This is a genomic window from Mycolicibacterium fluoranthenivorans (assembly GCF_011758805.1).
GTDB lineage: Bacteria > Actinomycetota > Actinomycetes > Mycobacteriales > Mycobacteriaceae > Mycobacterium > Mycobacterium fluoranthenivorans.
Map to the genome: position 1 here is coordinate 2,462,424 of NZ_JAANOW010000001.1, position 24,904 is coordinate 2,487,327.

The 24,904-nt window shown below is 68.6% G+C and carries 26 protein-coding genes; 15 read left to right on the forward strand and 11 right to left on the reverse strand.

The window, feature by feature from the left end; genetic code table 11:
• The first annotated feature begins 12 nt into the window (after positions 1 to 12).
• Positions 13 to 1,182, forward strand: a complete 1,170-nt coding sequence (locus FHU31_RS11885; RefSeq protein ID WP_167158496.1) for a CaiB/BaiF CoA transferase family protein — start codon at positions 13 to 15, stop codon at positions 1,180 to 1,182.
• Here FHU31_RS11885 and FHU31_RS11890 read toward each other — a convergent pair.
• Complete coding sequence (locus tag FHU31_RS11890; protein ID WP_167158498.1) at positions 1,160 to 3,334, reverse strand: glycoside hydrolase family 3 C-terminal domain-containing protein; 2,175 nt, start codon at positions 3,332 to 3,334, stop codon at positions 1,160 to 1,162. The two genes, FHU31_RS11885 and FHU31_RS11890, sit on opposite strands and share 23 nt — an antisense overlap.
• Positions 3,335 to 3,343: 9 nt before the next feature.
• A complete protein-coding gene (locus FHU31_RS11895; RefSeq protein WP_167158500.1) occupies positions 3,344 to 3,889 on the reverse strand; it encodes a TetR/AcrR family transcriptional regulator in 546 nt (181 codons plus the stop codon).
• 87 nt (positions 3,890 to 3,976) lie between these two features.
• Here FHU31_RS11895 and FHU31_RS11900 point away from each other — a divergent pair, with 87 nt between their 5' ends.
• Complete coding sequence (locus FHU31_RS11900; protein ID WP_167158502.1) at positions 3,977 to 5,233, forward strand: cytochrome P450; 1,257 nt, start codon at positions 3,977 to 3,979, stop codon at positions 5,231 to 5,233.
• Between the two features lie 10 nt (positions 5,234 to 5,243).
• Here the strand turns inward: FHU31_RS11900 and FHU31_RS11905 are convergent, their stop codons facing one another.
• Positions 5,244 to 5,942, reverse strand: a complete 699-nt coding sequence (locus tag FHU31_RS11905) for an NIPSNAP family protein (protein WP_167160936.1) — start codon at positions 5,940 to 5,942, stop codon at positions 5,244 to 5,246.
• Positions 5,943 to 5,984: 42 nt separating this feature from the next.
• Positions 5,985 to 6,626, reverse strand: a complete 642-nt coding sequence (locus tag FHU31_RS11910; protein ID WP_167158504.1) for a TetR/AcrR family transcriptional regulator — start codon at positions 6,624 to 6,626, stop codon at positions 5,985 to 5,987.
• Positions 6,627 to 6,712: 86 nt separating this feature from the next.
• Between FHU31_RS11910 and FHU31_RS11915 the strand changes: the two genes are divergently transcribed.
• A complete protein-coding gene (locus tag FHU31_RS11915; protein WP_167158506.1) occupies positions 6,713 to 8,644 on the forward strand; it encodes a flavin-containing monooxygenase in 1,932 nt (643 codons plus the stop codon).
• A gap of 11 nt (positions 8,645 to 8,655) precedes the next feature.
• Here FHU31_RS11915 and FHU31_RS11920 read toward each other — a convergent pair whose 3' ends face one another.
• Positions 8,656 to 9,468, reverse strand: a complete 813-nt coding sequence (locus tag FHU31_RS11920; RefSeq protein WP_167158508.1) for a thioesterase family protein — start codon at positions 9,466 to 9,468, stop codon at positions 8,656 to 8,658.
• A gap of 26 nt (positions 9,469 to 9,494) precedes the next feature.
• Positions 9,495 to 10,316: an SMP-30/gluconolactonase/LRE family protein gene (locus tag FHU31_RS11925; RefSeq protein WP_167158510.1), complete on the reverse strand. Its 822-nt coding sequence runs from the start codon at positions 10,314 to 10,316 to the stop codon at positions 9,495 to 9,497.
• Positions 10,317 to 10,446: 130 nt separating this feature from the next.
• Here FHU31_RS11925 and FHU31_RS11930 point away from each other — a divergent pair, with 130 nt between their 5' ends.
• The 5 genes from FHU31_RS11930 to FHU31_RS11950 are packed head-to-tail and all read left to right on the forward strand — an operon-like array spanning position 10,447 to position 15,020.
• Complete coding sequence (locus FHU31_RS11930) at positions 10,447 to 11,631, forward strand: cytochrome P450 (protein WP_167158512.1); 1,185 nt, start codon at positions 10,447 to 10,449, stop codon at positions 11,629 to 11,631.
• Positions 11,631 to 12,611, forward strand: coding sequence for a zinc-binding dehydrogenase (locus tag FHU31_RS11935; protein WP_167160938.1), 981 nt, complete (start codon positions 11,631 to 11,633; stop codon positions 12,609 to 12,611). Before FHU31_RS11930 ends, FHU31_RS11935 begins: the two co-directional genes overlap by 1 nt.
• Complete coding sequence (locus FHU31_RS11940) at positions 12,608 to 13,390, forward strand: HpcH/HpaI aldolase family protein (protein ID WP_167158514.1); 783 nt, start codon at positions 12,608 to 12,610, stop codon at positions 13,388 to 13,390. The genes FHU31_RS11935 and FHU31_RS11940 overlap by 4 nt, the downstream gene beginning before the upstream one ends.
• On the forward strand, positions 13,387 to 14,106 hold the full coding sequence (locus FHU31_RS11945) for an SDR family NAD(P)-dependent oxidoreductase (protein ID WP_167158516.1): 720 nt from the start codon (positions 13,387 to 13,389) through the stop codon (positions 14,104 to 14,106). The genes FHU31_RS11940 and FHU31_RS11945 overlap by 4 nt, the downstream gene beginning before the upstream one ends.
• The gene (locus tag FHU31_RS11950) at positions 14,103 to 15,020 is read left to right on the forward strand and encodes an alpha/beta hydrolase (RefSeq protein WP_208410896.1); all 918 of its coding nucleotides are present in this window, start codon (positions 14,103 to 14,105) and stop codon (positions 15,018 to 15,020) included. The genes FHU31_RS11945 and FHU31_RS11950 overlap by 4 nt, the downstream gene beginning before the upstream one ends.
• Here FHU31_RS11950 and FHU31_RS11955 read toward each other — a convergent pair.
• Together FHU31_RS11955 and FHU31_RS11960 are read right to left on the reverse strand one after the other, a co-directional pair.
• Complete coding sequence (locus FHU31_RS11955; RefSeq protein ID WP_167158518.1) at positions 15,009 to 15,479, reverse strand: SRPBCC family protein; 471 nt, start codon at positions 15,477 to 15,479, stop codon at positions 15,009 to 15,011. The genes FHU31_RS11950 and FHU31_RS11955 overlap by 12 nt on opposite strands.
• Before the next feature lie 22 nt (positions 15,480 to 15,501).
• Positions 15,502 to 16,206: a DUF427 domain-containing protein gene (locus FHU31_RS11960; RefSeq protein ID WP_167158520.1), complete on the reverse strand. Its 705-nt coding sequence runs from the start codon at positions 16,204 to 16,206 to the stop codon at positions 15,502 to 15,504.
• A gap of 149 nt (positions 16,207 to 16,355) precedes the next feature.
• On the opposite strand from FHU31_RS11960, the gene FHU31_RS11965 reads away from it, so the two are divergent.
• Entirely contained in the window at positions 16,356 to 16,904 is a 549-nt protein-coding gene (locus FHU31_RS11965; protein WP_167158522.1) for a hypothetical protein, read from the forward strand.
• A 15-nt stretch (positions 16,905 to 16,919) separates the two neighbouring features.
• On the forward strand, positions 16,920 to 18,275 hold the full coding sequence (locus FHU31_RS11970) for an FAD-binding oxidoreductase (protein ID WP_167158524.1): 1,356 nt from the start codon (positions 16,920 to 16,922) through the stop codon (positions 18,273 to 18,275).
• A gap of 14 nt (positions 18,276 to 18,289) precedes the next feature.
• On the opposite strand, the gene FHU31_RS31510 is transcribed toward FHU31_RS11970, so the two are convergent.
• Entirely contained in the window at positions 18,290 to 18,544 is a 255-nt protein-coding gene (locus FHU31_RS31510; RefSeq protein ID WP_090356757.1) for a DUF2631 domain-containing protein, read from the reverse strand.
• 108 nt (positions 18,545 to 18,652) lie between these two features.
• Between FHU31_RS31510 and FHU31_RS11980 the strand changes: the two genes are divergently transcribed.
• The 5 genes from FHU31_RS11980 to FHU31_RS12000 are packed head-to-tail and all read left to right on the forward strand — an operon-like array spanning position 18,653 to position 23,547.
• Positions 18,653 to 20,122, forward strand: coding sequence for an amino acid permease (locus FHU31_RS11980; protein ID WP_167158526.1), 1,470 nt, complete (start codon positions 18,653 to 18,655; stop codon positions 20,120 to 20,122).
• Entirely contained in the window at positions 20,122 to 20,967 is an 846-nt protein-coding gene (locus tag FHU31_RS11985; protein ID WP_167158528.1) for a TIGR03619 family F420-dependent LLM class oxidoreductase, read from the forward strand. The genes FHU31_RS11980 and FHU31_RS11985 overlap by 1 nt, the downstream gene beginning before the upstream one ends.
• Positions 20,968 to 21,012: 45 nt before the next feature.
• A complete protein-coding gene (puuE, locus tag FHU31_RS11990; protein ID WP_167160943.1) occupies positions 21,013 to 21,897 on the forward strand; it encodes an allantoinase PuuE in 885 nt (294 codons plus the stop codon).
• A gap of 52 nt (positions 21,898 to 21,949) precedes the next feature.
• On the forward strand, positions 21,950 to 22,786 hold the full coding sequence (locus tag FHU31_RS11995) for a MerR family transcriptional regulator (RefSeq protein ID WP_167158530.1): 837 nt from the start codon (positions 21,950 to 21,952) through the stop codon (positions 22,784 to 22,786).
• Positions 22,783 to 23,547 carry an SDR family oxidoreductase gene (locus FHU31_RS12000; RefSeq protein ID WP_167158532.1) on the forward strand — a complete coding sequence of 255 codons (765 nt, stop codon included), beginning with the start codon at positions 22,783 to 22,785 and terminating at the stop codon, positions 23,545 to 23,547. Before FHU31_RS11995 ends, FHU31_RS12000 begins: the two co-directional genes overlap by 4 nt.
• 2 nt (positions 23,548 to 23,549) lie before the next feature.
• On the opposite strand, the gene FHU31_RS12005 is transcribed toward FHU31_RS12000, so the two are convergent.
• Both FHU31_RS12005 and FHU31_RS12010 read right to left on the reverse strand, forming a co-directional pair.
• The gene (locus FHU31_RS12005; protein WP_167158534.1) at positions 23,550 to 23,993 is read right to left on the reverse strand and encodes a nitroreductase/quinone reductase family protein; all 444 of its coding nucleotides are present in this window, start codon (positions 23,991 to 23,993) and stop codon (positions 23,550 to 23,552) included.
• On the reverse strand, positions 23,986 to 24,840 hold the full coding sequence (locus FHU31_RS12010) for an NAD(P)H-binding protein (RefSeq protein WP_167158536.1): 855 nt from the start codon (positions 24,838 to 24,840) through the stop codon (positions 23,986 to 23,988). Before FHU31_RS12010 ends, FHU31_RS12005 begins: the two co-directional genes overlap by 8 nt.
• Between the last annotated feature and the right edge of the window lie 64 nt (positions 24,841 to 24,904).

The window sequence follows — 24,904 nt, forward strand, 5'->3', positions numbered from 1 at the left end:
TAAAGGGGTGTCATGGCCGGTCCGATGGACGGATTCACCGTGGTCGAACTCGGCGTCTGGGTGGCCGCACCCGCGACCGGTGCCATCCTGGCGGACTGGGGCGCCGACGTCATCAAGATCGAATCCCCGGCCGGCGACCCGGCACGCACCTTCGCCGCGATGATGGGTCTCGACGGTGAGGTGAACCCGCCCTTCGAGATGGACAACCGCTCCAAGCGCAGCATCGTGTTGGACCTCGGCACGCCCGCGGGGCGTGATACTGCCGTCGAGTTACTCAGCACCGCAGATGTTTTCGTGACCAATCTGCGTCCCGCGGCCCTGCATCGGCTCGGCCTCGACCACGAGTCGGTAGCCGCGATCAACCCGCGGCTGGTGTACGGACTGATCACCGGATACGGCACCGAAGGCCCGGATGCCGATCGCGCCGCCTATGACGTGGCGGCATTCTGGGCCCGCGCCGGCATCGCCGATCTGCTCACCCGGCCCGGTGCGACACCGCCGTTTCAGCGGGGCGGAATGGGGGATCATTCGGCAGGGATGACGCTGGCGGCCGCGGTGTGCGCGGCGCTGCTGGCCCGGACGCGCACCGGTACCGGGCAACTGGTGACCACCTCGTTGTACCGTCAGGGTGCCTACACCGTGTCGTTCGATCTCAACACGCTGCTGCTGACCGGACAGCAGGTGGCGATCGGCGAGCGTGAGTCGATGGCCAATCCGTGTATGAACAACTACGCCGCCGGGGACGGCAGGCGGTTCTGGATCGTCGGTCTGCAGGGGGAGCGGCACTGGCCGGCGCTGTGCCGCGCGGTCGACCGCACCGACTGGCTGACCGACCCGAAGTTCGCCAAGCCCCGAGACAGGTTCGTGCATGCGCGGGAACTGATCGCCCGCCTGGACGAGATCTTCGCGACCCGGCCGCTGGCCGACTGGGCGACGGTATTCGACGGGGAACCGGACTTCTTCTGGTCGCCGATCAACTCGCTCGACGATGTCGTCGCCGACGAGCAGTTCCACGCTGCCGGGGGAATCGTCTATGTGCCCGAAGGGGATTCGTCCATCCCGATGGTCGCCACCCCCGCCGACTTCTCCGCCACGCCGTGGGCGCCCCGGAGGGTGGCCCCCAAGCTGGGGGAGCACACCGACGAGATCCTGGCTGAGCTCAGGGCGCGCGCTGACCGTTGATCTGGACCAGTAACGCCGCGAGCCGGTCCCGGGTCAGCCGGCCCCCGCTGAATCCGACGAGCCGGTCCAGCGGGATGGACGCGATGATCGCGAGAAGTTCGGGGCTCATCGCGAGGCCGGCGGCTGCGCCCGGCAACTCGGCCATCGTCGCCGCGATCAATGCGGCGGCCGAGGGGTCTGCCCACAGCTCACCGAGGGTCGACCCGGCGGTGAACGGCACGGGTTCCTCGTCACCGGTCAATGTCACCGTGGCGTGCAAGCGTAGATCGCGGCTGGACGCCCCGGCCGAAAGTGTGTAGTCGCCCGCCTCGACGGTCCAGCGATCGGCCCAGTACGCGAGGTCGTGCCGGGATATCGCCATCTCGACCACACGGTCTTCGCCGGGATCCAACGTCACCGACCCGAAGCCCACCAGCCAGCGCGGGGCACGGCTCACCCGGGATGCACTCTTGCTCGCATAGACCTGCACCACCTCGCGGCCGCGCCGGGCGCCCGTGTTGGCGACGGTGACGGCCACGGCCAGTCCGTCGCCGTGTTCGGTGATCTCCATACCGCGGTAGCCGAATGTGGTGTAGGACAGGCCGTGTCCGAACGGATACGTGACGGGCAGCTCGCGCGCGTCATACCAGCGATAGCCGACGAAGATCCGTTCGCCGTAGTAGGTGTGACCCCGTTCGGACGGAAAGTTCAGAAATGCCGGCGTGTCCTGCAGTCGCACGGGCACCGTCTCGGCGAGCCGCCCGGACGGATTCACCACGCCGAATAGCACATCGGCGATGGCGCCGCCACCGGCCTGCCCGAGCAGGGCACCGTCGAGGACGGCCGGAGCCAGCGCACTCACCTCATCGAGGCGCACCACCCCGCCGTGGGACAACACCACCACCGTCCGCGGCTGTACCCGCAGCACCGCACGGAGCAGGGCGATCTGCTCCGCCGGCAGATCGATATGCGGGCGGTCGAAGCCCTCGGATTCGTCCTCGGCGCTCAGACCCAGGAACACCACGGCCGCATCGGCGGCCGCGGCGTGAGTCGCGTCATCCGAGTACGTCACCTCGTGATCCCCTGCAAGCCTGCGGATCTCGTCGAGTGCCCGGTCCAGGCGCGTCGGATTCACCTGCGAGCTACCGCCACCCTGAAAGCGGGGTTGCTCGGCAAGACGGCCGATCACCGCGATCCGCGACGGCGCCAGCGGGAGCAGGTCGGCGTCGTTCTTGAGCAGCACGATGGAGCGGCCCGCGGCCTCGCGGGCCAGGGCGTGATGCACCTCGATATCGAATGACGTTGGGATGGAGGTCTGTTCATGTGTCCTCCCGGCCAGGCGGGCGACCCGCTCGGCGGCCCGGGTGACCACACCGGCCGCGAGCCTGCCCTGCTCGACCGCCTCGACGACATCGCGGTCCGACGCGCCACCGGTCGCCGGCATCTCCAGATCCAGCCCGGCGGCGACCGCCGCGACCCGGTCGGCCACCGCGCCCCAATCGCTGACCACCACCCCGTCGAAACCCCACTCGCCCCGCAGCACGTCGGTGAGCAGCCACGTGTTCTCGGCCGCGTACACACCGTTGATGCGGTTGTAGGAACACATCAGCGACCACGGTCGGGCCTGGCGCACCACGAACTCGAAGGCGCGCAGATAGATCTCCCGGAGGCTGCGCTCGTCGATGTCGGAACTCGCTCGCATCCGGTCGAATTCGGCATTGTTGGCCGCGAAATGCTTCACCGACGCGGCCACGCCGCGGCTTTGCACACCGCGTACCCAGGCCGCGCCGAGCACCCCGGACAGCAGGGGATCCTCGGAGAAGTACTCGAAGTTGCGCCCGCACCGCGGATCTCGCTTGATATTGATGCCGGGGCCCAACAGCACATGCACTCCCAGCACCCTGCACTCGTCGCCCAGGGCCACCCCGATCCGCTCGACCAATTCCGGATCCCAGGCCTGGCTCAGGCCCACCGCGGGTGGGAAACACGTCGCAGGCGCACTCTCGCCGAGGCCCAGATGATCGGAGCCGCCGCCGGACTGCCTGCGCACGCCGTGCGGACCGTCGGTGAGCACCATGGCGGGGACCGGTCCGACCGCCTTGGTGGCCCAGAACGTGGCGCCGCTGCCGAGCGCGGCTGCCTGTGACACATCGAGTCCACCGAGATCGGCCATGGCGTCAGGCTACCGACGCGAACTGTGCGTCCTGGCCCTCGTGGCGTGTTGCAGCTGGGCCAGGAAGTCGTCGCCGTCATCGCTGCGCACCAGGTAGTGCGACACGGCGACCCGGACCGCGGTGGCGGCCGCGACCGCCGCCTCGGGGCCGTCGGTGAGCCGTTCCAGGCGTTCGCGCATCAACGGGATGAATTGCGCCAGCCGGGCAATGACCTGTTCCGGTTCGATATCCACCATCCGCAGGCCGGGGTAGGACTGCTGGTATTCGACGATGACCGCAAGTGCGGCGTCGAGTCGTTCGGCGGCGGGCAGCCGCGCCACGACGGCCGCGACGGCTCGCTCATAGTGTCTGCGCTCCCACACCACGAACGCGTCCAGCAGTTGCTGTTTGGACGCGAACCAGCGATACAGCGTCGGCCGCGACACGCCGGCCTGGGCTGCGACCTCGGACAGGCTGAGCTTGGTCATGCCGTAGTTGCCCAGTACTTCGGCGGTCGCGGCCAGGATGCGTTCGCGCGTGCCGTTCGCGTCCGCGGCGAGCACTGGTTCGGCCATCCCCACAGCTTTACAAACTATCGCTCAACTGTCACGCTCAATCTGTCGCGACATCGCCGTCGCAAGCCCTGTAGGAGGGAACGCCCCGTGACAGTCGCCAGCACGCCGCAGGCACGCGAATACAGCCCGCTCGACATCACGTCGCATGATTTCTGGAGTCAGCCGTTCGCCGTGCGGGAGGACACCTTCGCCAGGCTGCGGGCGGCGGACGGAGTCTCCTGGCACCAGCCGATGCCCACCCTGTTCGATGTCGAGGAGCCCGGTTTCTGGGCGCTGACCCGCCGCGCCGACATCCAGTTCGCCAGCCAGCACCCCGAGTTGTTCACCTCGGAGCGCGGGGTGGCGCTGGATCCGATGCCTGCCGAGGTGCAGAAGTTCGCCACCTTCTTCCTGACGATGGATCCGCCCACGCACACGGTGTATCGCAAGCTGATCAGCGCGGCGTTCACCCCGCGCCACGTCCGCGAGATCGACGAACAGATACACCGTGACGCGGTCGCGGTGGTCGATGACCTGATCGGTGCGGGCGATGTCGACTTCGTCGAGGCCTGTTCGGCGCGGCTGCCGATGGTGACCATCTCATCGATGCTGGGGGTGCCCAAGGCCGACCAGCCCGCCCTGGCCAAGGCTGCCGAGAAGTTGTTCAGCATCAGTGACGACGAGTTCTCCACGCTCGAAGAACGCGCCATGGCGACCATCAACGAGATCATGTTGATCTCCAACACGGGCGTCGAGTTGGCCAAGTTCCGCCGCGCGAACCCCGGCGATGACCTGATGACCAGCATCGTCAATGCCGAGGTGGACGGTCATCGGCTGACCGATGAGGAGATCGGTGCCTTCCTGATCCTGCTCGCGTCAGCCGGTAACGACACCACCAAACAGACCACCACGCACGCCATGATGGCGCTGGCGGCCAACCCGGAGCAGCGGGACTGGCTGATGGCCGACTTCGACGCCCGGATCGGCACTGCCGTGGAGGAATTCGTGCGCTGGTCGACACCGGTGCTGCAGTTCGCCCGCTTCGCCACCGAGGATGTCGAGGTGGCCGGGCAGACGATCAGCGCCGGGGACAAGGTGGGCTTGTTCTACTGCTCGGCCAACCGCGACGAATCGGTGTTCGACGCGCCGGGCCGGTTCGACCTGAGCCGTTCACCCAACCCGCACGTCGGCTTCGGCGCCGGCGGCCCCCATTTCTGTCTGGGTAATCAACTGGCGAAGACCGAATTGCGGAATCTGTTCCGCGAGTTGCTCACCCGGCTCACGACCATCGAGTTCGGCGAGCCGGATCTGCTGTACAGCTCGTTCGTGCACGGCATCAAGCGCGTGCCGGCGCACATCCGGTGACGGGGACGCGCTAGGGCAACGGATGCGCGGGCAGGGCCGACAAGATCGAATCCTCCCAGCCGTCGCGGAGCGCGGGCGCCACGCTCATCCAGGTGACGATCTCCGCGGGCGGGGCGTCCTTCCAGGACGGGTAGTGGTTCTCGAAACAGGCCCAATCCCCGTCGAGCGCCCAATAGTGGATGACCTCGTTGAAGCGGAATGTCGTGATGAACGAGCCCAGCCACCGCTTGCCGGTGGACTCCGACCACGGCACGTACAGCCGTTCCAGTTCGCGGATATAGTCATCCTGACGGCCGGGTTTGGTCTGCATGATCTCCTGGATCACCAGGCCCGCACCGAAATTCGCCGCTTTGAGCTGGCTCAGCGTCTTGTTGTACTTGCCGGCGTACATGATCCTGCCCTCGCCGTGGGCTCCGGCCTCGGCCAGGTACTCCGACCACTGGCCGGCGGCCTTGGCGTGGCTGCCGCCGCGCGCCTGCGCGCGCCCGATCCTGGCGTAATCGGCGAAGGCGTCGATCTCCCAGATCGCGGTGACCTGGGGCCAGTGCCCGTTGTAGGGGGTGCTCTCCCATAGGGCGAACAGCCGTGCCCCGAGTTGTTCCATCATCGGTTGATAGACCTCGGCGAAGACCTCGCAGAACCGGTCACTGCGGCCCAGGGAAATCGTCTCGTGTAGATACAGCAGGGTGTGGCCGTAGTACTTCTTCATGCTCATGGTGTCGTGGCTCCTGTCTCATTCTTCGGCGGCTGGTCAGCCTCGCGGATCGAAATCCGGCAGGATGTAACCCGATTCGGTGGCGAGTACCGTCGCGATCGCTCCGTAGGCCAGCTCGGCCGCGGTCTGCCAGTCCCGGTCGGCGTCGACCATGAGGGCGGCGGTGAAGTGCGGGCTCAGATGTGCGGTCACCGTGGTGTTCAGCGCCGGTGGCGGGTCGCCCGCGCTGCCGGTGGCCTGCCAGAGCGTGCGCGTGATGGCTGTCATGGCTCCGCGGAACTCTCTGCGCCGCAGGCGTTCCGCGGCGGCCAGGTCGGGCGGGAGGTCGCGGCGTGAGGCCAGCTCGAAGAAGCCCGGACCGATGGTCGCGTTCATGTGGTGCGCCGTCTCGCAGGTGGCCCGCAGCCAGCTGCCCGGATCGCCGAAAGGACGCCCATATTCGGGCAGTTGGCGAACGTAGCCGCTCATACCGGCTTCGAACGCGGCGCCGACCAGCTTCTCGCGGGTGTCGAACAGCCGGAAGAGCGTCCGCCGGCTCACTCCGGTGGCCGCGGCCAGCTGATCCATCGTGACGTCGAGACCGGTGTGCAGGACCAGTCGACGTGCCAGCGCCAGGATGTGGTCGACGGTGGCTTGGCGTTTCGCCTCGGCCACCGTGACAGGAGCGGGTTTCGGCACGGGGGAGAGTCTAGCGCCGAAATCGCGCTGTTGACACTCATGAGTGCCATGGATAACACTTCTGGGTGTCGAAACAGGGAGACTTCATGGGCGGTAGGCATCTGGTCACCGAGTCGATCGTCGGTATCGATGACGCGACGATCGCCGCGGCGCTCGAACACCTCTCGGTGCCCGCCCTGATGGCCTCGGTCGTGCAGATCACCGGCGATCCGGATTTCGTCCGCGGACCGATCCGCCCGGTGCAGTTCGTCCAGAACGAGTTTCAGGGGATGCTCCCGGAGGGCGACAGGCAACAGCTGCGGCGCCAGGCGCTCACGGCGATCTGCGGGTGGCGTGATGCGGGCTGCCCGTCGGCGCCGCCGATGGACGACGGCCTGATCCGTGAGGTGATGGACTGGATCGCCTGCGAACCGGTCCCCGAGGACAACGCCGCGCTCTACATGGAGGAAATGGACCTTCGCGGCCACAATCCACGTGCCATCGCCGGGCCGGCTGGTCTGGCGCCGCCACCCGGCTTCTCGGTGCTCGTCATCGGTTTCGGAGCCTCCGGGCTGCTCGCCGCCATCCGGCTGAAAGAGGCCGGTATCCCGTTCGAGATCGTCGACAAGAACCGCGACGTCGGCGGTACATGGTTCGAGAACACCTACCCCGGTTGCCGGGTCGACGTGGCCAGTCACTACTACTCCTACTCCTTCGAACACGTCGGGGACTTCACGGCCTACTACACGCGCCAGCCGGAACTGCATGCGTACTTCCGGAAAGTCATGGCGGACCACGAGATCGAGTCGTATGTGCACTGGGGGCTGGAGGCCGAGCGCGCCCAGTGGGACGACGACACCGCCCGGTGGTCGGTGACACTGCGCCGCCGCGACGGACGGACCGAGGTGCGCACCGCGTCTGCGGTCATCTCCGGTGTCGGATTCCTGAACCGGCCGATGATCCCCGATCTCCCCGGACTGAAGACCTTCGGCGGGCCGGTCTTCCATTCGGCCCAATGGGATCACGCGGTGGACCTGAGCGGTAAGCGGGTGGCCCTCATCGGCGCCGGGGCCAGCGGGTTCCAGATCGGGCCGGCCATCGTCGACGATGTCGACCACCTGGCGGTCTTCCAGCGCACACCCCAGTGGATGGCGCCCAACCCGCGATATCACGCCGAAGTCGGTGCCGGCGAACGGTGGGCGATGCGCCATCTGCCGGGCTACTCGCGCTGGTATCGGTTCATGCTGATGTGGCAGTCCAGCGACAGATTGCTGGAATTGGTGCGCGCCGACCCGGATTGGCCGGATTTTCCGCGTACCGCCAATGCGGCCAGTGCGGCGCGGCGCGAGATCTTCGCCACCTGGATCGACGATCAGGTCGGCGACCTCCCGGAGCTGGCGCGCAAGGTCACCCCGGACTACCCGCCGATGGCCAAGCGGATGCTGCAGGACAACGGCAGTTGGCTGCGCTGCCTACGGCGAGAACACGTCGATCTGGTGAACGACCAGATCACCGGCATCGACCGGACGTCGATACACACCGCGACAAGCCGGCACGACGTGGATGTCATCGTGCTGGCGACGGGCTTCCGGGCCTCCGAGGTGTTGTGTCCGATGGAGGTCATCGGACGCGGTGGGGTGCCCCTCTCGTCGGTCTGGAACGGCAAACCCGGTGCTTTCAACGGGATCTCGGTGCACGGCTTCCCGAACTTCTTCATGATGGCCGGGCCGGGTACCGGACTGGCTCATGCGGGCAGCGTGATCTTCATGCTCGAATGTCAGATGCGCTATATCGGGGCGGCACTGCGGATGACGATCGAGGCGGGCAAGCAGACGATCGAACCCACCGAGGCGGCGTATGCGCGCTACCACGGTGAGCTGCAGGCCGAGGTTGCCACGTTGATGTGGGGGCACCCGTCGATCGAGCACTCCTGGTACAAGTCGCCCGACGGGGGTGTGTACGTGCTGAACCCGTTCGGCTGCGTGGACTACTGGAAACGCACGCGATGGGTGTCACCGGCAGACCACGTGCTGCGCTGACCCGCGCGGGGTCAGCGATTCTGCCTGCGCCGCACCAGGACCGACTGCTGAATCGCGCCGACGGCGCCGTGCTCGTCGAACAAGGTGCCCCGGGTGGTCCCGATCCCATCCGGTCCGTAATCGGTCTCGGCGCGGATCCCGATCCAGTCACCGTCGGGTATCCGGTGGAGGTGCACGGCTAGATCGGTGTTGAGGAAGGTGAACGCGCGGATATCGATCTTGGTGCCGATCCCGTTGGCATCGTCGGCCACCGTGAACAACCGCTGCAACGGTGTCAGGGTTTCACCCTTGACCAGGTCCACCGTCGGGGACAGCCAGGACTCGCCCGGTCCGTCGCCGAAAGGCATTGTCAGCCAGCGCCAGTCGATGCTGTGCAGGTAGTTCGGATCCCAGTGCTCGGCCATATCGCGGCTGCGGGCCTGCGACAGCGGGCGCAGGGGGGCCTCGGCGGCGTGCACCACATCGGTGGTGTCCTGTCGCTGAAATCGCCACCCGCTGGCCCGCGCCACCGGGCGCACCGTGCCGTCCGGACCCGGTGCCAGCATCTCGGCGGTGACGAGCTCGATCTGCTTGCCGGTTCGCTCACGGGCCGCGCGGACCCAGAAGTCACCGGTGGCCGGAACCGGTCCGAGCAGGTCCACCAGTACCCGGCTGAGCCGGGTGTCCTCGCGCTGCTCGCACCGCTCGAGCGCACGGACCAGCAGGGCCGACGGCGGGGCGCCGTGCTGGATGTCCGCCGACCAGGTGCTGCGCACCAGGTCGGTGGCCCGGAAGCGCTCGCCGGTGGCGTCGACGTCGATCAGTTCGTAGTAGCAGTCCGACATGGCTCGCTTTCAGCTTCAGGTACAGGTCAGGGGGCGGGGATGTCGACCATCACCGCGTCGAGCCGGGACAGGTTGGTGCCGATCAGGCGCTGTGGATAGGCCTCGGTCGAGGACAGCAGAAACAGGGTGCGATCTTCCGGGCCGCCGAGCGCGCAGGAGATCGCGGTGCGCCCGTCCAGTTCGATGCGGTCGGTGACGGTGTGGGCGCCGGTTCCGTCGCCGAGGATGCGTTCGAACCGGTGCGCCAGCGTCATGGCCACCCAGACGCCGCCCGCGGCGTCGACGGCCATGCCGTCGGGTGGGCCGTCCAGTCCGTCGGCGAACACCCGGCGGTCGTGCACGTCGCCCGCGTCGTCGAGGGTGAACGCGGTGAGGCGACGGGCCGTCGACTCGGCCACGATGAGGGTGCCGCCGTCCGGTGTGATGACCATGCCGTTCGGGAAGTCGAGATCGCCCGCGGACACGTGCACGCTGTCGTCGGTGTCGATGCGCACGAGGACACCGCCGGTGCGGGCCTGCGAACCGAGATAAACCCGACCATGGGCGTCCACCACCATATCGCCGAGATCGGCCGGCACCAGCTCACTGAGATCGGCCAGGACGGAGACGTTTTCACCGTCGTACCGCAGCACCTGGCGCGCCTGGGTCGAGGCGATCAGCAGCGTCCCGTCGGGCCGGAATCCCAACCCGGACGGGGCATGTCCCGGTAGCGGCAGGGTGGACATCTCACCCGACAGCGTCACGGTGTGCACCGCTTCGCCCAGCATGTCGGAGAACCACACCAGGCCCTCGAACCACCGTGCGCCTTCGCCGAAGCAGAATCCGTTGGCCAGCGACTGCACCGTCATGTGGTCACGATAGCCGACGAGTGCGCGGCGCCTTTACAAAATACGACTGAAATGTCACGCTCGGGAGGTGCGACAGTCCGCCGGCTCTGCCTCATCAGACTTCGCCTACGATCCGTTCGATCCCGCGGTCATGGCGAACCCACTGCCGTACTACCGGGTGCTGCGCGACCAGCACCCCGTCTACTACCTGCCGAAGTGGGACACCTACGCGCTGTCGCGGTTCGCCGACATCTGGGATGTGCTGGCGATCAACGACGGCACGTTCGTGCCCTCGGAAGGAACGCTGCCCGCCGCAACGGTTCTCGCTCGGCATCACGACGGTCCGGTGCCCGACCCGCCGCTGCACCCGATGCCGTTTCACGCCAACTTCGACTCACCGCTGTATGAGGATGTCCGCCGGTGCACGTCCGGGCAGTTCCGGGCACGCACCGCCGCCACCTTCGCCGACCGGATCCGCCGGCTGGCCAACGACCGGCTCGACGCGTTGCTGCCGCTCGGCTCATTCGATCTCACCCAGGACTACGGTGGGATCGTGGCCGCCTCGATGGTGTGCGAACTCGTCGGTCTACCGGTCGAGCTGGCCCCGGATGTACTGGCCACGGTCAACGCGGGCAGTCTGGCCGAGCCCGGCAGTGGCGTGGAGGTGGCCAACGCCCGGCCTGGTTACCTCGAATACCTCACCCCGATCATCGAACGCAGGCGGGCCGGGGCCGGGCCGCCGCTCGCGATCGCGGACAACTTGATCGACTACCGGCTGCCCGATGGGTCGGGGCTCACCGATACGGAGGCGGCGGTGCAGATGCTCGGCGTGTTCATCGGGGGCACCGAGACGGTGCCCAAGATCGTCGCGCACGGTCTGTGGGAACTGCTAAGGCATCCCGGGCAGCTGGCCGCGGTGCGCGCGGACCTGGATGCCAATGTCCCGGTCGCCCGCGAGGAGATGATCCGCTACTGCGCGCCGGCCCAGTGGTTCGCGCGTACCCTGCGCAAGCCGTTCACGCTGCACGGCACCACCATCAATCCCGGACAGCGGATCATCACCCTGCTCGGATCGGCGGCGCGAGACGACCGGGAGTACGTGAATCCCGGTGATTTCCACTGGGATCGGCGCAGTGCCAGGATCCTGTCCTTCGGCCGCGGGACACATTTCTGCCTCGGGGTTCACCTGGCGCGCCTCGAGATCACCATCCTGGTGACCGAATGGCTCAAGCGGGTACCCGAGTTCTCGGTGCGGGAAGAGGCGGCGTCCCGGCCACCGTCCAGCTTCCAGTGGGGGTGGAACACCGTTCCCGTCGACGTCGGCGTGGCGGCGTGATGTGGGGTTACCGCCTCGTCGCGCCGTACACGTTCGCACGCATCGATCTCGCCGAGCCCGCCGGTCTTGCGGACGGCCAGGTGCTGCTTCGGTTCCTGGCGGCCGGCATCTGCGGGAGCGATCTGCCCGGCTTCCGGGGGACACAGGGCAGACTGCCCGGCGACACGGGCTGTGGTGCGGCGGAGATGGACGGCTTTCCGATCCACGAGATCGCCGGCGAGGTCCTGGCCAGCGCGCACCCGGATCACGCGCTCGGGGATCGCGTCGTGGGCTGGGCGTCCGGATTCGACGGACTGATGGCCCAGGTGATCGCCGATGGCGACGGATTGACCTGTTACGCGCCGAGTTTGACGCCGCAACACGCGATCGGCCTGCAGCCGCTGGCGTGTGTGCTCTACGCCGTCGAACAACTCGGCGACCTGACCGGCAAACGCGTCGCCGTGATCGGGCAGGGCTCGATCGGGCTGCTGTTCTCCTATGTCGCCAAGGCGTTCGGCGCCGCGCACGTCACGGGTGTGGACCCCGTCGACCGGTCGGCGCTGGCCGGGACCTTCGGTGTCGACACCGCCGTGCGGTCCACCAGTGACCGTTGGGTGCGCCACCTCGATCCCGCCGCCCGGCCCGATATCGTCATCGAAGCCGTGGGACACCAGGTGGCGACGCTCGGCCACGCCGTAGAAGCCGCGGCCTTCGGGGGTACGGTGTTCTATTTCGGGGTACCCGATGACGACAGCTATCCGATCAGCATGCGGATCATGTTGCGCAACAACCTCACCCTGAAATCCGGGGTGACCCTGGACCGGCGGCGGGTGTTGCAGCGTGCCGATGCCTTCGCCCGGGAGCATCCCGCGCTCTTGCCGGCCTACCTGACCCACACGTTCCCCGTCGCGCAGGTGCAGCAGGCCTTCGAGCTGGCCTGCCGCCCGGATCCTGCGCGGGTCAAGATCGCGTTGGTGGCATCTGTGGGAGCCCAGGCATGAGTTCGCGACTGCAGGATGCGCTGGCGGCACAGCGGCAGATCTGGGGCGGCTGGGTGGTCGGCCCCACCATGCTGGGCCCCGAGGAGTTCGCCCACGCCGGTTACGACTATGTCGGATTCGACGCCCAGCACGGCTATCTCGACGATGCCGATATCGCGCTGCTGCTGCGCCGTCTCGAGCACGTCCCGATCGCGACAGCGGTACGCCTGCCCTCGGCCGACCCCGCGCCGATCGGCCGGGTGCTCGACGCCGGTGCCGACGCGGTGATCATCGCGATGGTCGAGTCGGCCGAACAGGCTGCCGCGGCGGTCGCCGCGACCCGCTATGCCCCCGCCGGAGTGCGCAGCTTCGGGCCGTTGCGCGCCAGCCTCGGCCACGACATCGCCGAACTACAGTCCAGGGCCGGTGTGTACGTGATGATCGAGACGGCACGCGGGCTGGCCGCGCTCGACGATATCTGCGCCGTACCCGGAGTGACCGGCCTCTATGTCGGTCCCGCGGATCTGGCCATCTCGATGGGGTTGAGCCCGGCGGACGCCTGGACCCACCCGCAGCTGACGGACGCGATGACGCGCATCCGGCGCGCCGGAGCCGCGGCCGGGTTGATCACCGGGGTGCACGCGGGCACCGGCACGCTCGGAAAGGCCGCGGCGGGACTGGGTTTCCGGATGGTCACCCTGGCCTCGGAATCCCAGGCCCTGCGCCGGGGTGCGGCCGCCCACCTGGCCGAGGCACAAGACGGGCCGGCGATCACCGACGCATCCCGGGGGTACATATGAGCACGGCACCGGTCGCCCTCGTCACCGGCGCGGCCCGCGGGCAGGGCGCCGCCATCGTCGCACGCCTGCACGCCGACGGATTCCAGGTGGTGGCAGGCGATGTGCGCGTCGACGAACTCCGCACCAGCACAGCGGATTACGGTGACGGCGTTATCGCGATGGCGCTGGACGTCACCTCGGAAGAACAATGGGCGGCCGCGGTGGCCGCCGCGGTCGACCGATTCGGGACGCTGACCACGCTGGTCAACAACGCGGGCGTGCTGCACCGGGCCGCGCTGGCCGACGAGACGGCAGCCGGCTTCGAGGGCAGCTGGCGGGTGAACTGCCTGGGCCCGTTCCTGGGTATCCGCGCCGCGCTGGCGGCCCTCACCGCGGCCGACGGTGCGTCGATCGTCAACACCTGCAGCACCAGCGCCGTCCGGCCGTTCCCGCACCACGCCGCGTACGGATCGTCGAAATGGGCGCTGCGCGGTCTCACCCAGGCCACCGCGGTCGAACTGGCCCCGTCCGGCATCCGCGTCAACGCCGTGTTTCCCGGTCCGGTGGCCACCCCGATGCTCGATGACCGCACCCAGGACCGGCTCGCCGCGCACGGTCGGCTGGGGACGCCCGCCGAGATCGCGGATGCGGTGGCGTTCCTGGTCTCGGCCCAGGCGTCGTTCGTCACCGGTGCCGAACTCGTCGTCGACGGCGGTCAGATCCTGAAGATCGGCTGATCCCGGTGGGTATCGACGAGCGGCTGGCCCCGGCGCTGCGGCATCTGGCCGGGGCGCGCACCGACCTGTCGGCCGAAAAGCTCACCGCGGTACGGGCTTCCCTCGACGCCCGCCGCCGGGAGACGGCCCGTCTGCTGGACTGTACCGGCGTACAGATCACCGATGAGGTGGCGTGGGGGACCGGCGTGCGGATCTATCGGGGCGGCGGCGAGCCCGCCGTCGTCTTCTGCCACAGCGGCGCCTTCGTGCTGGGAAATCTGGACACCGATCAGCACCTGTGTGTCGAGCTGGCCCGGCGGGCGCGGGTGACCGTGATCTCCGTCGACTACCGGCTGGCCCCGGAGCACCCGTACCCGGCCGCCCTCGACGATGCCGGCCAGGTGCTGGACTGGGTGGTCGAGAACGCCGCTGTGCTCGGTATCGACCCGGACCGGGTCGCGGTCGCGGGCAGCAGCGCCGGCGGCTCGCTCGCCGCCGGGCTGGCGCACCGGGCGGCGGCGGGTGCGGCTCCGCCGGTCGCCTTCCAGCTGTTGCACCAGCCGGTACTCGATGACCGGCTGACACCCTCGAAGGACGAATTCGACAGCACCCCCGGATTCGACGGCCCGGCAACACGATTGATGTGGCGGCACTACCTCGGCGGCGCCGGGGCGGCGCCGGCCGGCGCGGTGGTGGGCCGGCGCGATGAGCTCGCCGGCCTGGCACCCGCGTTCATCAGCTGTGCCGAGCTCGACCCGTTGCGCGACGAGGCGGTCGACTACGCGCTGCGCCTGATGTGGGCCGGCGTCGCGTGCGAACTGCATGTCTTCCCCGGTACCTGCCATGGCTTCGAATCGCTGCTGCCGCAGTGGCAGACCAGTGGGCAGCTCTTCGCCCTGCAGGGAGCTGCCCTGCGCCGCGCACTACACGGCTAGTTCGCGTGCGACCGCGGCGTGATAGGCGTCGATATGGGACGGGTTGACGATACGGAAGAACCCGTCCGACATCGGCGCATCCCGGTAGGCCTCGATGGTCATCGTCCTGGTGAACAGGGTGAGGTCCGGTCCCGGCGTGCTGAAGTGGTACTCGATGGTCATCCGGCCGTCGAAGCCGACCTCACCGGTGCTGTCGGTGGAGAGCCGGCCCACCGAACTGAACACCCACAACCTGGGCCTGGTGGCGATCGCGAGCTGCCAGGTGAAGGTGCGGTCGGCCGTCGGATGCGACTCCTGCCAGGTGTCACCGACGCGCAGCGGGAGGGTGCCGTCGAGATCGCTGATGCGGGGGGCGTTCGGGTAGGTCTTGGTCCAATTGGCCGGGTTGGTGACGAAGTCGTAGATCGTCTCGGCGGAGTGCGTGAACGTGGTCGACGAGCTGGTGGTCACGATGCCCACGGAGGTTCCTCTCGGGTCGGTGTCAGGTGGAGCAACCGCAGTCGCCGTGGCTGCCACCGGGTAATTCGGCGAGCACCTCGGTGCGGGTCTCGTCGAAGCTCAGGAAGCCCGCGATCGGGGCCGATTCGGGCAGCGGCGTCTCGTAACTCCAGGCGATGTCCTCGATGACCGTGTCACCGATCACCGCCGACCAGTACGTCGCGTGCCCCTTGTAGTTGCAGTAGGCGGTGGTGGCCGAGCGGCGCAGCAGGTCGGTGCGTACCTGAGCGGGGTGGACGTACAACCGCGGTGCCAAGGCCGTCTCGAACAGCACCGTCGATTCGGCGGTGTCCACCAGGGTGGCGCCGTTGAGCGTCACCCGCAGCCCGCGGTGGCCGGGCCGGCAGTCGACCCGGTGGTAGGGGTTCGGGGGATAGTGCACCAGGGTGCGGCCCTCTTCGCGCCAGGTGTCCACGGCGTCCCATGGGACGTGCACATGGTCGGGCTTCTCGGGCAGCGGCGTGGTGGGCAGATCGGCGGTCTCGCCGAGGGGGAACGCGTAGGCGAGTGGGCGGCCGCGACGATGGACCATCAACGCGGCTTCGGTATCAATGACGATGCGGCCGTTGACCACTGCCTGAACGCGGCGAGGATGTGGCTCGATGAACACGACATCGTCAGGCAGCGACGGAAAGCACCATCCCGCGGGGTCGGGGCCCAGCGGGCCGCGACCGGCGTAAAGACTCATGACGGCACTCCACGAACGAGGTGACGGGGCGAACAGCTGACCCACAGAGCTTTACAGAAACAGTACAAAATGTCACGCTGTGGGTATGGCGATGCCCTCCCGGCCTGCCCTCCCGCCGTCCGAGTCCCGTCCCTAAGGAGTGAGACCGCATGAAAGCCCGCTCATTTCGCCTCGACGATGCCGACCTGCTGCACGCGCGGCTGTCCTATGAACTCTCGGTGGTCGCGGTCGATCCGCTGGACGCGGTGCGCGCGGCCGGTGGTTGGATGTTCGACCGCGTGCGCGCCGGCTGGAAGGTCAAAGTGCTTGTACCGCAGCGGTATGACTCACGGCCACTGGATATCCTCGGTGTCCGGGCGTGCGCGCTGGAGACGAACTTCGACCTCGTGACCGCTGATCCCGCGGCGCTCGCGGTGTCGGCGCAAGCCTGGGGGATGGATGCCCGGATGCGCCGCGACGTGGTGCGGGCGGTGGAACGACGGGCCATCGAGGTATCGGTGTGGGGATCGCAGCCGTCGGAGATGGCGGGCAGGGTGGAGCCGGTGCAGCACCGACTCAGTCCTGCGGCGCGGGCATTCAAGGCGCACGCGATGGTCGCCGCAGGGGGCGACCCGGCCACCGTCGCGGCCACGGAGGAATTCCACAGCTGTGCGTTGTGGTACCCATCGGACGGTCCTGATCTCATATCGGTTAGCTAGCTTTAGTATTCGGGGATGACCCCACTGCTCGACCGGCTGGCCTCGACCGTCGGCGCCGGGTACGTCAGCGCCGATCCCGAGGTGCTGGCGGGGCGCGCGATAGACCACACCGGGCGCTACCGCGGTCAGGCGCAGGCCCTGGTGCGCCCCGGCACCGCCGCGGAGGTCGCGGCCGTGCTCACCGTGTGCCGGGACTCCGGCGCCTGTGTGACGGTGCAGGGCGGCCGGACGTCCCTGGTGGCCGGCACGGTGCCCGAACACGACGATGTGCTGCTGTCCACCGAGCGGCTGACCACACTCGGTGAGGTGGACGTGGCCGAACGCCGGGTGACGGTGGGCGCAGGCGTCACGCTGGCCGCGGTGCAGCGTGCGGCCAACGCAGCCGGGCTGCTCTTCGGGGTCGATCTGGCCGCCCGCGATTCGGCGACGGTCGGGGGGATGGCGTCGACGAATGCCGGCGGGCTGCGCACCGTGCGCTACGGCAATATGGGCGAGCAGATCCTGGGCCTGCAGGTGGCCCTGCCCGACGGCAGCGTGCTGGCCCGGCACAGTCAGGTGCGCAGGGACAACACCGGCTACGACCTGACCGCCCTCCTGGTCGGCGCGGAGGGCACCCTCGGTGTGCTGACCGAACTGGATCTGCGACTGCATCCCGTACCTGCGCACCGGGTCACGGCCATCGCGGGTTTCGACGACCTGGACGCGCTCGTCGAGGCCGGCCGTACCTTCCGGGACACCGACGGCATCGCGGCGCTGGAACTGCTCGACGCCCGTGCCGCCGCACTGACCGCCGAGCATCTGGGTGTCGCGGCGCCCGTCGGAGGTGCGTGGCTACTGCTGATCGAACTGGCCGCCGACCTGGATCCGACCGAGCGATTGGCCGAGCTGCTCGACGTGCCCGGCGTGCGCGGGGAACCGGCCGTCGGTGTGGACACCCTTGCCCAGCAACGACTCTGGCAGGTGCGCGAGGCGGTGGCGGACATCCTCGGTGTGTCCGGTCCGCCGCTGAAATTCGACGTGTCGCTACCGTTGCACGCCATCGCGAGCTTCGCCGAGGATGCCACCGCGCTGGTGGCCGAGCACGCTCGCGATGCCATCCCGGTGCTGTTCGGCCATATCGGGGAGGGCAATCTGCATCTGAACCTGGTCCGCTGCACCCTCACCGGGGAACGGGAGCGCACCCTCTACGCGGCGATGATGACCCTGATCGCGGCGCACGGCGGCAATGTGTCCTCAGAGCACGGCGTCGGCAGCCGCAAACGTGACTACCTGTCCATGTCGCGCACCGACGCCGATATCGCGGCGATGCGGGCGGTGAAGACGGCTTTCGATCCGACCGGTTATCTCAACCCGGCGGTGCTTTTTCGTTGATCCCGCTGACGCGGTCAGCGGTACCAGCCGGCGCGGCGGGCCCACCAGTCGCGGGCCACCACGCCCAGGATGCCGATCGCGAAGAGGATCAGGAACACATCCTCGACATGGCCGACGTGGTTACCGCGCAGCATGCACAGCAGGAAGATGGCCGACAGGATGCCGCCGATGTGGATCCAGGTGTGGTTCTCCTTCGACCAACCCCACGCGGCGGACGGAACTTCTTCCACGTCGACACCGGTGTGTCGCTCGACCTCGGTGTTGGCCACGGTTGCTCCTCGTCGGTCTACATCTGGTCCAGACTTGTCTGATTCGACATTCTGGCACACCCGGGCGATCCGGCCCGACCGGCCGTCGATTGTGGGTACTTTCCCAAGATGGCAGGCAGTCGAGTCAAATCCGTCGAGCAGTCCATCGCCGATACCGACCAGCCGGGAACCCGGCTGCGCAAGGACCTCACCTGGTGGGACCTCACCGTGTTCGGGGTGTCCGTCGTCGTCGGCGCCGGCATCTTCACGGTCACGGCCTCGACCGCGGCCAACATCACCGGCCCGGCCATCTCGGTGTCCTTCGTCATCGCCGCCGTCACCTGTGGCCTGGCCGCGCTGTGCTACGCCGAGTTCGCCTCGACGGTGCCGGTGGCCGGCAGCGCCTACACCTTCTCGTATGCCACCTTCGGCGAGTTCGTGGCCTGGATCATCGGCTGGGATCTGATCCTGGAGTTCGCGATCGGTGCGGCGGTGGTGGCCAAGGGCTGGTCCAGCTACCTGGGCACCGTGTTCGGGTTCGCCGGCGGTACCACCGAGATCGGCGCGCTCACCCTGGACTGGGGTGCGCTGCTGATCGTCGCGGTGGTGGCCACCCTGCTGGCCTTCGGCACAAAATTGTCCTCGCATTTCAGTGCCGTCGTCACCGCGGTCAAGGTGGCGGTGGTGCTGCTGGTGGTGATCGTCGGTGCGTTCTTCATCAAGGCGGCCAACTACACGCCGTTCATCCCTGCCCAGGAATCGGCGGACGCGACCGGCACCGGCCTGGATCAGTCGGTGTTCTCCCTGCTCACCGGCGCCGCGGGCAGTCACTACGGCCTCTACGGCGTGCTGGCGGGGGCTTCCATCGTGTTCTTCGCGTTCATCGGCTTCGATGTCGTCGCCACCACCGCCGAGGAGACCCGCGATCCGCAGCGCGACGTGGCCAAGGGCATCCTCGCCTCGCTCGCCGTGGTCACCCTGCTCTACGTCGCGGTATCGGTGGTGCTGTCCGGGATGGCGTCCTACACCGACCTCAAGCAGGCCGGGAACGGCCATCCCAACCTGGCCACGGCATTCGAGCTCAACGGCGTGCACTGGGCGGCGAAGGTCATCTCGATCGGCGCCCTCGCCGGGCTGACCACCGTGGTGATGGTGCTGCTGCTCGGACTGTCCAGGGTGCTGTTCGCGATGTCGCGGGACGGCTTGCTGCCGCGCCGGCTGGCCCACACCGGCACCCGCGGCACCCCGGTGCGCATCACCATCCTGGTGGCCGTGCTGACCGCGGTGGCGGCGGCGGTGTTCCCGATCGGCAAGCTGGAGGAGATGGTCAACGTCGGCACCCTGTTCGCCTTCATCCTCGTCTCGGCCGGCGTGCTGGTGTTGCGCCGGAGCAGGCCCGACCTGCCGCGCGGATTCCGCGTGCCGTGGGTGCCGCTGCTGCCGCTGGCCTCGATCGCCGCGTGCGCCTGGCTGATGCTCAACCTCACCGGCCTGACCTGGCTGCGGTTCGGGATCTGGATGGCCGTCGGTGTGGTGGTCTATCTGGCCTACGGACGGCACCATTCGGTGCTGGCGCAACGCGAGGCGGCGCTGCGCTGATGCAGTTCTGGAGCGGCACCGCGTTCATGGACACCGCCGCCGCGTTGCGGCTGGCGCCGTTGCTCGACGACGCCGGGTTCGCCGGCTTGATCAGCGCCGACCATCTGGTCTATCCGCGCGACCTGAAATCGAAATACCCTTCCCCAGATGGGGTTCCGCCGTGGCAGCCGGAGACGGCGTGGCCCGACTCGTGGGTGCTCATCGGGGCGATGGCGGCGCTGACCAAGCGGCTGCGATTCTCCAACGCCGTCTACGTCGCCCCGTCACGACCGCTGGTGGCGGTGGCCAAACTGGTGGCCACCGCCTCGGTCATCTCGGCGGGCCGGGTGTCGCTGGCCGTCGGGGCGGGGTGGATGCGCGAGGAATTCGAGCTGCTGGGCCAGGATTTCGGCACCCGCGGTGCTCGCCTGGACGAGATGATCCCGGCGCTGCGCGAACTGTGGCGCGGTGGGTGGGTGTCCTGGCACGGCGAGCACTACCAGGTGCCCGAGTTGATGCTCGAGCCGCATCCGCCCGCACCGGTGCCGATCCTGTGCGGCGGTGAGACCGAGGTGGCGCTGCGCCGCGCGGCCCGGCTGTGCGACGGCTGGGTCGGTACCGCCTACCGGCTCGACGAAGCGGTGCGTTACGTGGACCGGCTCACCGCGCTGCGGCGCGAGTACGGCCGGGAGAACGAGCCGTTCGAGATCATGCTGGCCCTGCTCGAGGTGCCCACGCTGGACGTGTTCCAGCGGGCCGAGGAGGCCGGCATCACCGCGGTGATGTGTGCACCCTGGTTCGGCTCGGATGACATATCAGGGGCGATCGCCCGCTTCGCCGACGAGGTCATCACCAAGATGCGCTGACGCCGCCCGGCGTGCGACATTACTTCCGTGACGTACCCCCGCGACATGGTCGGCTACGGGCCGCACCCACCCGACCCGCAATGGCCCGGCGGGGCCAACATCGCCGTCCAGTTCGTGCTCAACTACGAGGAGGGTGCGGAGAACTCCGTGCTGCACGGTGACGCGGGCTCGGAGACTTTCCTGTCCGATGTCGTGGGCGCACAGTCGTTTCCGAACCGGCACCTGAGCGTGGAGTCGTTGTACGAATACGGCTCGCGGGCGGGGTTGTGGCGGGTGCTGCGGACCTTCGATCGGCGTGGGCTGCCGTTGACGATCTTCGGGGTGGCCATGGCGCTGGCCCGCAATCCCGAGGCCGTGGCGGCGTTCACCGCCCGCGGTGACGAGATCGCCTGTCACGGCCTGCGCTGGCTGAGCTACCAACTGACCGATGTCGACGTCGAACGCGACCACCTGGAACAGGCCGTCGCACTGATGACCGAGCTGACCGGCTCGGCGCCGCTGGGCTGGTACACCGGCCGGGACTCCCCGCAGACCCGGCAGCTGCTCGTGGAGCACGGCGGCTTCCTGTACGACTCGGATTCCTACGCCGACGACCTGCCGTACTGGACTCGGGTCGGCGGACGCGATCACCTGGTGGTGCCCTACACCTTGGACACCAACGATATGAAGTACGTCTCCACCAGTGGGTTTCCCAGTGGGACAGAGTTTTTCACCTACCTGCGGGATGCCTTCGATGTGCTCTACGCCGAAGGCGAAGCCGGTGCGCCGAAAATGCTGTCGGTGGGCCTGCACTGCCGGTTGGTGGGCCGGCCCGCCCGCATCGCCGCACTGGAACGGTTCCTCGACCATGTCCAGTCCCATGACTCGGTGTGGATCGCCCGCCGGGTGGACATCGCCCGGCACTGGATCGAGCGCTTCCCGGCTCAGTGATTGACCGGCGCGGTGTTGACCCTCCCGCAGGGGGAGACCGCAGACTGGCCACATGCCCGACTCCTCCGACACGGTATCCATCGGTGACTTCTCCCGGATGACGCAGTTGAGCGTGAAGACGCTGCGGCACTATCACGACATCGGGCTGATGGCGCCCAGCCATGTCGACCCAGACACCGGATACCGGTACTACTCGTACGACCAGCTGCCCACCGCGGCGGTGGTGCGCCGGTTGCGCGCACTCGACATGTCGATCGCCGACGTCAAGGCGGTGCTGGCGGCCGACCCCGCCGGTCGCAACGCGCTGATCGGCACCCACCTGCAGCGGCTGGAGGCGCAGCTGGCCGATACCCGGGCCGCGGTCGACGCGCTACGCGACATCCTCGACCCTCCGCGGGGTGCGTGGAAGCTGGAGCATCGCAGCGTGCCCACGACCGCCGCGGTCGCGGTGCACGACAACGTGGACCGCGACGACCTGCCGACCTGGTGGGAGGGCGCCGTCGCTGAGCTCCAGGCGACCGTGCGCACCCAGCACCTGACCCAGACCGGCCCACCCGGAGCCCTTTTCGGTTTCGGGATCTTCGATCGTGACCACGGACCGGCCACCGTGTTCATCCCGGCGACCGGACCGGTCCGTCCGGTCGGGCGGGTGGCCGAATACACCGTGCCGGCCGCCGAGCTGCTGGTGGTGCGTCATGACGGACCCCATGACGACGTGGACCTCGCCTACACCGAACTGGGCAGTTACGCGACCCGGCACGAGATCAGCGTCGACGGACCCCTGCGCGAGTATTACGAGCGGTTCGCCTGGGACACCCCGGATCCGGCGCAGTGGCGAACCGACCTGTGCTGGCCGATCTTCCGGTCCGACCGCGGCGGCCGGCGATGACTGCGGGTCAGCGCCGGGCAGTCGTCACGGGTGCCACCAAGGGCACCGGGGCGGCGGTGGTGCACTGGCTACAGCAGCGCGGTGTCTCGGTGACCGCCGTGGCGCGACACCGCCCCGAGACCGTCACCGCCGACCATTTCGTCGCCGCCGACCTGACCACACCCGAGGGGGCGGCCGTCGTCGCCGACGAGGTCGGCCGCCGCGGCGGCACCGACATCCTGGTGCACGTCGCGGGCGGTTCCAGTGCTCCCGCCGGTGGGTTCGCCCATCTCGGTGACGAGGACTGGGCCCTTGAATTGCAACTCAATCTGATGGCCGCCGTCCGGTTGGACCGGGCCTTGCTGCCGGCGATGATCGCCGCCGGCGGCGGGGCGGTGGTGCACGTGGGATCCATCCAGAGCCGCATGCCCCTGTACGACGGCACCCTCGGCTACGCGGCGGCCAAGGCGGCGCTGCGCGCCTACAGCAAGGGATTGGCAAACGAGCTGGCGCCCAAGGGAATCAGGGTCAACACCGTCTCACCCGGATTCATCCGGACCGAGGCCGCAGACGCCCTGGTGGCCAGGATCGCGGAAGGGGAGGGTACCGACCGGGACGCGGCGCTGCAATCCCTGATGGTCGCACTCGGCGGCATACCGCTGGGCCGGCCGGCCCAGCCCGCCGAAGTGGCCGAGGTCATCGGCTTCCTGGTGTCGGATGCCGCCGGATCGGTCGTCGGTGCCGATATCGTCGTCGACGGCGGGACCGTCCGCACGGTGTGAGCTCATCGGTCGTCGAGACGGAACACGGCCAGCCGCCCGGCCAGTGCCTCGAACTCCTCCGGTGTGCCGTGCACCACGAGCCCGGACCGTTTGGCGAACCCCACCCCGACCGGCACCTTCTGCGCGAACGCGCGCAACACGGGTCGGGACTGCTCGGCGGTCAGCTCGACGATGTGTACCCGGCGGGCGCGCCGGCCCCTGGTCAGCACGCCTGCGCCGGCGGCGCGGGCATTGGCCGCCCAGTCCGCACCGGGGTAGCCGGCCACCGTGTACCACGCACCGCCGTACTCGAACGGCGTCATGGGTGTGCTGCGCGGTTGCCCGGTTTTGCGTCCCGGCACCGTGAGGACCTGCGACGGTCCGGTCGGCACCCCGAGCCGGCCCAGGGCGACCACCAGCTTGTTCATCGTCTTCAGCCAGCTCGGCGGTGTGGGGTCATCAGACATGTTCTGCTCCTTGATATTCGGTGAACAGGGCGAGGTTGGTGCCGACCCACCGGGCAAAGGTGGTGGCGGGCCGGCCGAGGATGCGCTGCACCTCGTCGGTGACCGGTGCCGGCCGGCCGACCCCGGCCTCGAGCAGGCCGATATAGGCGTCGGCGAACGCGGGGGGAAACCCGATGGCGGCGAACCGCTCGCGCACCGCGTCGAGCGGCAGCTCGACATAGCGCAGGTCGCGGCCCAGTGCGGCGCCGATCACCTGCACCAGTTCGGTATTGGTCAGCGACTGCGGCCCGGTCAGTGGGATCCGCGTTCGGTCGAGGGTGTCGGTCAGCAGTGCGACGGCCGCCACCGCGGCGATATCGGCTTCGGCGATCACCGCGGTGCACGCCTGCGCGTACGGCCCGCTGACCACGTCGCCGGCTCTGATCTGCCCTGCCCACATCCCCGCGAAGTTCGAGGCGAACACCGTGGGCCGCAGGCTCACCCAGTCCAGGCCGGAGCCGACCGCGAGCTGTTCACACTCGCGGTTGCGATCACCGCGCACCCGCGAGGGCTGGCGCGCATCCTCGTCCTCGGCGTTGATCGCCGACAGCGCCACCAGCTTGCGCACCCCGTGCGACCGCGCCAGTTCCACGGTGGCCTCCAGTTCGCCGATGAGTGCGCGCGAGTTGAGGAGGACGGCGTCGGCGCCCGGCATCCCGGCCGCGGCGGTCGGCACCGCGGTGACCGACGGCGGGAAGGGCGAGGCCGAGCGGGTGACGGCGCGGACCGTCACCCCGGCGTCGAGTAGATGTGCGACGAGTGGGCGGCCGACATTACCGGTCGCCCCGGTGACCAGAATTGTTCTCATGCCCTCAAGGACGGAACCCCGGGGCGGAAAGTTACCCGTAACTTTTTCCGGTGCGAGATCGTCA